Annotated in this window: 10 protein-coding genes; 8 read left to right on the top strand and 2 right to left on the bottom strand. The window is 63.0% G+C overall.

Annotated features, from left to right (window positions below; all coding sequences use genetic code 11):
* Positions 1–12: 12 nt before the first annotated feature.
* Positions 13–375 carry a nuclear transport factor 2 family protein gene (locus EOC06_RS00655; protein ID WP_128306830.1) on the bottom strand — a complete coding sequence of 121 codons (363 nt, stop codon included), beginning with the start codon at positions 373–375 and terminating at the stop codon, positions 13–15.
* A 112-nt stretch (positions 376–487) separates the two neighbouring features.
* Here EOC06_RS00655 and xylA point away from each other — a divergent pair, with 112 nt between their 5' ends.
* The 3 genes from xylA (at position 488) to EOC06_RS00640 (ending at position 2,930) form a co-directional block, all read left to right on the top strand.
* Complete coding sequence (gene xylA / locus EOC06_RS00650) at positions 488–1,813, top strand: xylose isomerase (RefSeq protein WP_127328551.1); 1,326 nt, start codon at positions 488–490, stop codon at positions 1,811–1,813.
* Between the two features lie 253 nt (positions 1,814–2,066).
* The gene (locus EOC06_RS00645) at positions 2,067–2,543 is read left to right on the top strand and encodes a GNAT family N-acetyltransferase (RefSeq protein WP_127322172.1); all 477 of its coding nucleotides are present in this window, start codon (positions 2,067–2,069) and stop codon (positions 2,541–2,543) included.
* 177 nt (positions 2,544–2,720) lie between these two features.
* Entirely contained in the window at positions 2,721–2,930 is a 210-nt protein-coding gene (locus EOC06_RS00640; protein ID WP_127270186.1) for a hypothetical protein, read from the top strand.
* A gap of 63 nt (positions 2,931–2,993) precedes the next feature.
* Here EOC06_RS00640 and EOC06_RS00635 read toward each other — a convergent pair whose 3' ends face one another.
* A complete protein-coding gene (locus EOC06_RS00635) occupies positions 2,994–3,974 on the bottom strand; it encodes a GlxA family transcriptional regulator (protein WP_127380253.1) in 981 nt (326 codons plus the stop codon).
* 132 nt (positions 3,975–4,106) lie between these two features.
* On the opposite strand from EOC06_RS00635, the gene EOC06_RS00630 reads away from it, so the two are divergent.
* From EOC06_RS00630 to EOC06_RS41435, 5 genes are all read left to right on the top strand, one after another.
* Positions 4,107–5,024 carry a 3-keto-5-aminohexanoate cleavage protein gene (locus EOC06_RS00630; RefSeq protein WP_128306829.1) on the top strand — a complete coding sequence of 306 codons (918 nt, stop codon included), beginning with the start codon at positions 4,107–4,109 and terminating at the stop codon, positions 5,022–5,024.
* Between the two features lie 22 nt (positions 5,025–5,046).
* A complete protein-coding gene (locus EOC06_RS00625; protein WP_128306828.1) occupies positions 5,047–5,676 on the top strand; it encodes an HD domain-containing protein in 630 nt (209 codons plus the stop codon).
* Positions 5,673–6,776 carry a carnitine 3-dehydrogenase gene (locus EOC06_RS00620; protein WP_127269385.1) on the top strand — a complete coding sequence of 368 codons (1,104 nt, stop codon included), beginning with the start codon at positions 5,673–5,675 and terminating at the stop codon, positions 6,774–6,776. Before EOC06_RS00625 ends, EOC06_RS00620 begins: the two co-directional genes overlap by 4 nt.
* Before the next feature lie 4 nt (positions 6,777–6,780).
* Complete coding sequence (locus tag EOC06_RS00615; RefSeq protein ID WP_128306827.1) at positions 6,781–7,944, top strand: acyl-CoA dehydrogenase family protein; 1,164 nt, start codon at positions 6,781–6,783, stop codon at positions 7,942–7,944.
* 3 nt (positions 7,945–7,947) lie between these two features.
* Positions 7,948–8,929, top strand: a 982-nt coding sequence (locus EOC06_RS41435) for a CoA-binding protein (protein ID WP_245469261.1), incomplete at its 3' end; no start/stop codon positions are given.

Genomic DNA, 8,929 nt, shown 5'->3' with positions numbered 1-8,929 from the left:
GCCCAGAAGTCCTCACTGCGCAGGCACCTTGTCGAGAAAGCCGGTGACGCTCTTGAGGCGGCCGTTCTCAATGATTCCGATGTCGGTACCTTCGATCACCGATGGCGTCCCCTCAGGCCCGAGATTCCACGAGAAGCGGATCTTGTCGGCAAAACCGTCCGGCGTGCCCTTCAGCGAGAACCGGAAGCCGGCAAAGCGCTGCTGCACGCCGTCGATCAGAGCCGCGACGCCTTCATGGCCGTCGCCCTGCATGAGCGGATCACGATAGCTGACGTCTTCCGTGAAGGTCACCTTGAGCAATTCGGTCCGGCGGACGGCATCGCTTTCGTTCCAGGCGGTGATGTAGTTTTCAGCGATCTTGGTGAGGTCGGTCATGGTCTGTCTCCTTCATTTGACGGTTTTGACATGACCCTTTTCAACCGGCGCTGGCCTGAAACCAATTACGCCTGAGGTAATGGCGGCAGAACTTTGTGAGAGGACAGAAATCATGAGCAGCGGATTTTTCGGCGACATCAAGAAAATCAAATATGAAGGGCCGGATTCGACCAATCCGCTGGCCTATAGGTTCTACAATCCCGACGAGCTCGTCGCCGGCAAACGGCTGGAAGACCATCTGCGCTTCGCCGTCGCCTACTGGCACTCCTTTGCCTGGCCGGGCGGCGATCCGTTCGGCGGCCAGACCTTCGACCGGCCGTGGTTCCCCAAGGCAGGTGGCACCGACACGATGGAACTGGCAAAGCTGAAAGCGGACGTCGCCTTCGAGATGTTCTCGCTGCTCGGCGCGCCCTATTTCTGCTTCCACGACGCCGATGTGCGGCCGGAAGGCAAGGATTTTTCCGAAAGTGCCGCGCGCCTCGACGAGATCGCCGATTACTTCGCGGGGAAGATGAAGCAGACCGGCGTCAAGCTGCTTTGGGGCACCGCCAATCTGTTCTCCAATCGCCGCTTCATGTCGGGGGCGGCCACCAATCCCGATCCGGATGTCTTTGCCTACGCGGCGGCGACGGTAAAAAGCTGCATCGACGTCACCAAGCGGCTGAAGGGCGAAAACTACGTGCTGTGGGGCGGGCGCGAAGGCTATGAGACGCTGCTCAACACCGACCTCGCGCGCGAGCAGGAACAGGCCGGCCGGTTCCTCAGCATGGTCGTCGACTACAAGCACAAGATCGGCTTCAAGGGCGCGATCCTGATCGAGCCGAAGCCGCAGGAGCCGACCAAGCATCAGTACGATTACGATGTCGCCACGGTCTACGGCTTCCTCAAGCGCTTCGGGCTGGAGAAGGAGGTCAAGGTCAATATCGAGCAGGGCCACGCCATCCTGGCCGGCCATTCCTTCGAGCACGAACTGGCTCTGGCCAATGCGCTCGGTATTTTCGGTTCGATCGACATGAACCGCAACGACTATCAGTCGGGATGGGACACCGACCAGTTCCCCAACAACGTGCCGGAAATGGCACTGGCCTACTACCAGGTCCTGCAGGCCGGCGGCTTCAAGACCGGCGGCACCAATTTCGACGCCAAGCTGCGCCGCCAGTCGCTCGATCCGCAGGACCTGCTGATCGGCCATATCGGCGGCATGGACTCTTGCGCACGTGGCCTGAAAGCCGCGGCCCGCATGGTTGAGGACAAGGCGCTATCGGCGCCGCTGGCCGAACGTTATGCCGGCTGGAACACGGCCGAGGGCAAGGCGATGCTCGCCGGCAAGCGCACGCTTGAGGATATCGCCGAGCGTGTCGTCAAGAAGAAGATCGAGCCGCAGCCGAGGTCCGGCCGCCAGGAACTGCTGGAAAATATCGTCAACCGCTACGTGTAAGGCGCGCGCCGCTCCATCTCTGGACCGACATCCGGCACCACTGGCTGAAAGCCGCCGCCATCGCTATCTGCTAGTCAGCCCACTTCGCGAGAGGCTGCCGAGGATCGCACAGATCTTCGGCAGCCAGCGTGAGATCAAGATGCCACGCATGTCGCCGAAAGAAGGCCCGTGCGGCAGCCTTTATTTTTATGCATGTCGTCATTCCCAAAACCGCTGTGCACTTTTGGGCGACATGCATTGGCGGGAGACGGAAATGGCAGAGGATCGAATCATCGTGCGCCCGGCGCAGGCAAGCGATATTCCGGCGTTGAAGCAGGTGCTGCAGGAAACGTTCGAAGGCACATGGCTGCCGAACATCACCGAAGCAGCGGCGCGGCGCTATGTCGAGACGGATATTGGCGGGCGCTATGTCGACCGGAGCTGGCCTGAGTTCGCCGTTGCCGAGATCGATGGCGAGGTCGCCGGCCTGATCCATTGGCGCGCCGATTTCATCGAGGCCCTGCACGTCATGGCATCCCGTCAAGGCCAAGGTGTCGGCCGCAAGCTGCTCTCCCATGCCGAACAGGCAATCGGCACCGCCGGGTTGGCGCAGGCGCGGCTGGAAACCGACACGTTCAACCTGCCGGCACAAGCCCTCTACAAGGCGGTCGGCTATGTCGAGAAAAACCGCTATCCAGACGACGAATGGGACAGTGGCTTCACCACGGTGCTGTTCGAAAAGCGGCTGTAGATCTCTCCTTGATCTGACCTGCCGGGACGCAGGAACAGCTTTGCGCATGGCCCGGTCCCGCGACACGGTTTTGCCCTTCGACGCCCTTCAATGACCTCGCTCTTGCCTTCAAACTGCCGTCACGTTTCTCGTATAAGAGTGGCTCGTGGCGGGAGAGGAAGAAGGAGGCGAACCGATATGCAGAACGAACGTGAAATCGACGCCCTGCTCTCACCTGGCGAGGCCGGATCGATCATCGACCGGCTGATGGCGATGCCGCATCCGAAGGATGGTACGCGCCGCTCCAACGAATGGGACCGCGCCGTTGCCAGCCGTTTCGAGACCCATCTTGCCAGACAGATGCGCTCGCAGATCGACGGCGGCAGTGACCGTCAGAACGCTGCCTGAGCTTTCCGACTTTGTGCATGTCGTTATCCCAAAACCGCTACACACTTTTGGGCGACATGCACATCAACCCCTCCGCAATCTGACCGGCGCTTCGCCGAAAGCCCTTGAAAATGCCCTCGAAAATGCCGCGGCGGACGAGAACCCGGTCCGCCCGGCAATATCGGCCATGGCAACCCTCGTATCGACCACCAGCCGGCGCGCGGCGCCGAGGCGCAGCCTGAGGTAATAGGCGCCCGGCGTCTCGCCGATCGATTTGCGAAAGATGCTTTCCAGCGTCCGTGCCGTCACCCCGGCGCGCTTGGCCACTGCTTCGATGGTCAGCGGCTGGTCGACATGCGATTCCATCAGCCGGATGGCTTGCGCAAGCCGCGGGTCATAGCCGTCGAGCCGGCCGAGCGAGACCAGCGGCTGTGCGTCGGTGGCGGCGCGAGCCTGGTCGTAGATGAAGACGCTGGCGACATCGAGCGCCACCGCCATACCGAGCCGCGTGCGGATGAGATGCAGCATCAGGTCGAAGGTCGGTGACGCGCCACCCGACGTGAACACCGGCCCGTCGATGACATAGCGGTCAGGGCGGACATCGACGCCGGGGAAGGACGAGGAAAAATCCTCCATGTCCTCCCAGTGGGTGGTGGCGCTGCGCCCTTCCAGCAGGCCCGCGCGTGCGACCAGCCAGGTGCCCGCCTCGACGCCGCCGCAAGCACGCGCCGTGCGTGCGGCCCGGCGCAGGCCCGACAACAGAGCCGAGGTTGCATAGTTCTGGGTGCCGAAGCCAGCGACGACGACCAGAACGTCGGACGGCTCGGCCGCGTCGAAACGGCCGCTGACCGCCACCGGCAGGCCGCATGTGGTGACCGGAGCCTCGCCGGTCACCGAGACCAGCCTGAAATCGAACAGGGTCTCGCCGGAGATACGGTTGGCGGCGCGCAGCGGATCGACGGCGGATGCGACGCACATGATGGACGAGCCGGAAAACACCAGCAGCGTCACCTTGAGCGGCAGACGCTCGGCGCGAAAGATCGTTGGTTTTTCGCTTTTCGTCATGGAAGCTTCGTAAAACGCAAAACAGTTTCCGGCAAGTCGGGCATTGTTGATAGTCTTTGTGCCTGTCGTTATCCCAAAACCGGTTCCCACTTTTGGGCGACATGCATAGTGTTTCTATCGGAGGAGAGTTCTATGCCGCTTGCGATGAACCGTGAGGTCTTCATTACCTGTGCCGTGACCGGGTCCGGCGGGTCGCAGGACCGCAGCCCTCATGTGCCGCGCTCGCCAAAGCAGATCGCCGATTCGGCCATCGACGCGGCCAAGGCTGGCGCCGCAATCGTGCATTGCCATGTGCGCGACCCTGAGACCGGCAAGCCCAGGCGCGATGTGCATCTCTACCGCGAAGTGACCGAGCGCATCCGCGCGGCAGAAGTGGATGTCATCCTGAACCTGACCGCCGGCATGGGCGGCGACATGGTGTTCGGTTCGCCGGAGGCGCCGCTGCCGCTCAACGAAAAAGGCACCGACATGGGCGGCGCCACCAACCGCATGGAACATGTGCGCCAGTGCCTGCCGGAAATCTGCACGCTCGACTGCGGCACCATGAATTTCGCCGAGGCCAACTATGTCATGACCAACACGCCAGGCATGCTGCGCGCCATGGGCGGCATGATGACGGCGCTTGGCGTCAAGCCGGAGATCGAGGCCTTCGACACTGGCCATTTGTGGTTCGCCAAGCAGCTGGTCGAGGAAAAGGTGCTCAACCCCGATGCGCTGGTGCAGCTCTGCATGGGCGTGCCGTGGGGGGCGCCGGACGACCTCAACACCTTCATGGCCATGGTCAACAATGTGCCGTCGACCTGGAACTGGTCGGCCTTTGCCATCGGCCGCAACCAGATGGCCTATGCTGCTGCGGCGGTGCTGGCCGGCGGCAATGTCCGCGTCGGTCTCGAAGACAATCTCTGGCTCGACAAGGGCGTACTGGCGACCAATGCGCAGTTGGTCGAGCGCGCCGCCAGCATCGTCACCAATCTCGGCGCCAGGATTCTTGGGCCGGAAGAGGTACGGCAGAAGCTCAACCTTACCAAGCGGGCGCCGATCGCGGCATAAATTATTCGTCGGGAGGGTCGGCATGACTACCGTAAAATTCACCGCGATGAAGGATGGCGACCGGGACGACTACGAGTTCCTGACCGCGCATGAGATCGATTATGCCGCCAGGACCGGCGAGCGGCTGCTCGATGCGCTGGTGCAGCTCGACGCGGGCCTATCGGGCTACAAGATCACCCGGCTCGGCCATTCGCTGCAGGCGGCGACGCGTGCCTGGCGCGACGGCGCCGACACCGACTGGATCGCCTGCGCGCTACTGCACGACATCGGCGACATCTACGCGCCATACAATCACGACGAATATGCCGCTTCGATCCTGAAACCCTTCGTGCGCGAACAATGCACTTGGGTGGTGGAGAAACATGGCGACTTCCAGCGGCTCTACTATGCCCATCACCTCGGCGGTAACCGCCATGCGCGCGACCGCTTTGCCGGCCACGCCTATTTCGACGATTGCGACCAGTTTTGCGAGCGCTGGGACCAGTCGAGCTTCGACCCCGACTATGACACGCTGCCGATCGAATTCTTCCGGCCCTTCGTCCTCAAAGTCTTTGCCCGCAAGGCATACGACCCGTCCGTGATCCGCGCCGGCGAACGCGTGCCGCTCATAGATCCCACAACCGCCATGACCAGAACCGGAGCTTCCGCATGAGTATCATCAACAAGGCAGCCGCCATCGGTGGCGGCGTCATCGGCGCCGGCTGGGTGGCGCGGCTGCTGCTCAACGGCATCGACGTGTCGATCTTCGATCCCGATCCCGAGGCGTCGCGCAAGGTCGGCGAAGTGATGAAGGGCGCGCGCCGCGCCTACAAGCAGATGGTGCCCGGCGGTTTGCCGAAAGAGGGCAAGCTGACCTTTGCCAAGACCATCGCCGAGGCAGTGGCCGATGCCGATTTCATTCAGGAAAGCGTGCCGGAACGGCTCGACCTCAAGCACCGGGTGCTCGCCGAGATCGATACCCACGCGCCGGCCAATGCGATTGTCGGTTCCTCGACCTCCGGCATCAAGCCAACCGACATGCAGGTGGCGATGAAGAAGCATCCGGAGCGGCTGGTCGTCGGCCATCCTTTCAACCCGGTCTATCTCCTGCCACTGGTCGAGATCGTGGGCGGCGAGCAGACCTTTCCCGAGGCGATCGAGGTCGCCAAGGAGATGTATGCCTCGATCGGCATGAAGCCGGTCGTCATCCGCAAGGAGATCGAGGCCTTCGTCGGCGACCGCCTGCTCGAAGCGGCATGGCGCGAGGCGCTGTGGCTGATCAAGGACGGCATCTGCACGGTCGAGGAACTCGACGACATCATGCGCTACGGCTTCGGCCTGCGCTGGGCGCAGATGGGCATGTTCCAGGTCTATCGCGTCGCCGGTGGCGAGGCCGGCATGCGCCACTTCATGGCGCAGTTCGGGCCCTGCCTGAAATGGCCATGGACCAAGCTGATGGATGTGCCGGAGTTCAACGACGAACTGGTCGACCTGATCGCCACGCAGTCGGACGACCAGGCACATGGGCTGTCGATCCGCGAACTGGAAAAAATCCGCGACGACAATCTGGTCGCCATCATGGATGCGCTGTCGAAGCAGAACAAAGGCAAGGGCTGGGGCGCCGGCGCCCTGCACAAGGACTATACCAGGCAGCTGGCCAAGCTGGCGGCGAAGAAGCCCACGGCCTCCAAGGCTGCCGAGAAGGCCAAAGCCTTGAAACCGGTCAAGAAAGCCGAAAAGCCGAAGAAAAAGCCCGGCAAGAAGAAAGGCTGAGAGCATGGATTTCGGGCTGTCGGAGGAACAGAGGCTCATCGTCGAGACGACGCGTGCGTTCGTCGAGAACGAGCTTTACCCGCATGAGCGCGAGGTCGAGCGCACCGGCGTGCTGCGCCGCGACCTGATCGAGGAGATCAAGGTCAAGGCGATCGAAGCCGGGCTCTATGCCGCCAACATGCCGGCCGATGTCGGCGGTGCTGGCCTCGATACGGTGACTTGGCTGCTCTACGAAAAGGAGCTTGGCCGCGCCAATTACGCGCTGCACTGGACTTGCGTGGCGCGGCCCTCCAACATCCTCCTGGCCGGCACGCCGGAGCAGCGCGAGAAATATCTGTTCCCCTGCATCCGCGGCGAGAAATGGGACTGCCTGGCGATGACCGAGCCGGGCGCAGGCTCCGACCTGCGCGGCATGAAGGCGACCGCCGTACAGGACGGCGACGACTGGGTGCTGAACGGCACCAAGCATTTTATCTCCCACGCCGACCTCGCCGACTTTGCCATCGTTTTCATGGCCTCAGGCGAAGAGGATTCGCCGCGCGGCAGGCGCAAGAAGATCACCGCATTCTTCGTCGACAAAGGGACGAAGGGCTTCACCGTCCGCGATGGCTACCGCAACGTCTCGCATCGCGGCTACACCAACGCCATCCTCGAATTCGACGATTGCCGGCTTCCCGCCGCCCAAGTGTTGGGCGAAGTCCACAAGGGTTTCGACGTCGCCAATTCCTGGCTCGGCGCCACCCGGCTGCAGGTCGGCGCCACCTGCCTCGGCCGCGCCGAGCGCCCGCTCGGCCATGCCATCGAGTATGCCGCGCAGCGCCAGCATTTCGGCCAGCAGATCGGCAAGTTCCAGGGCGTATCGTTCAAGCTTGCCGACATGGCGACCGAATTGAAGGCCGCCGACCTGATGGTGTTCGAAGCCGGCTGGAAGTACGATCAGGGCACTGTCACCGATCAGGACATGGCCATGGCCAAGCTGAAGGCCACCGAGATGCTTGCATACGTTGCCGATGAGGCGATCCAGATTCATGGCGGCATGGGACTGATGGACGATTTGCCACTGGAGCGCATCTGGCGCGACGCGCGCGTCGAGCGCATCTGGGAAGGCACGTCAGAGATCCAGCGCCACATTATTTCAAGGGCGCTGCTGCGTCCGTTCGGGGCATAACATATGCATAAACTTGAGCGTCTCCTGCGGCCGAAATCGATCGCCGTCTTCGGCGGTGCGCAGGCCGCGGCCGTCGTCGCGCAATCGATCAAGATGGGCTTTGCCGGCGAGATCTGGCCAGTGCATCCGACCAAGGACGAGGTCGCCGGTCGCAAGGCCTATCGTTCGGTGGCTGACCTGCCTGGCGCGCCGGACGCCGCCTTTGTCGGGGGCAACCGGCATTTGACCATCGAGGTGATCAAGGCGCTGGCCGAGCGCGGCGCCGGCGGCGCCGTCTGCTTTGCCGCCGGCTTCCTTGAGACCGAGGCCTACGACGACGACGGCGAGCGGCTGCAGGCTGAGTTGGTCGGGGCAGCCGGCTCGATGCCGATCATCGGGCCGAATTGCTACGGCCTGATCAATTATGCCGACGGGGCGCTGCTGTGGCCCGACCAGCATGGCGGCATAAGACTGGCCGAGGGCGGCAAGGGCGTCGCCATCATCACCCAGTCGTCAAACATCGCCATCAACATGACCATGCAGAGGCGCGGCCTGCCGATCGCCTTCCTGATGACCGCCGGCAACCAGGCGCAGACCGGTCTGTCCGAAATGGCGCTCGGCCTGATCGAGGACGAGCGGGTCACGTCGCTCGGCCTGCATATCGAAGCCTTCGATTCGGTAGCCGGCTTTGAACGGTTGGCGGCACGAGCCCGCGAGCTGAAGAAGCCGATCATCGCCATGAAGGTCGGCCGTTCCGAACAGGCCAGGCAGGCGACCGTCTCGCACACCGCCTCGCTGGCCGGCTCGGATGCGGCCTCGGGTGCGTTCCTGCGGCGGCTCGGCATTGCGCGTGTCGATTCGATCCCCGCCTTTATCGAGGCGCTGAAGCTGCTGCACATCACCGGACCTTTGCCCGGCTATAGGCTGTCGTCGATGAGCTGTTCGGGCGGCGAGGCCTCTGTCATGGCCGACAGCGCCGAAGGGCGCTGGGTCAATTTCCCTGTGC

The sequence above is a fragment of the Mesorhizobium sp. M7A.F.Ca.MR.362.00.0.0 genome (genome assembly GCF_004023175.1).
GTDB lineage: Bacteria > Pseudomonadota > Alphaproteobacteria > Rhizobiales > Rhizobiaceae > Mesorhizobium.
The sequence above is the reverse complement of the archived record's forward strand: the minus strand, read 5'-3'. Positions and strand labels throughout refer to the sequence as shown.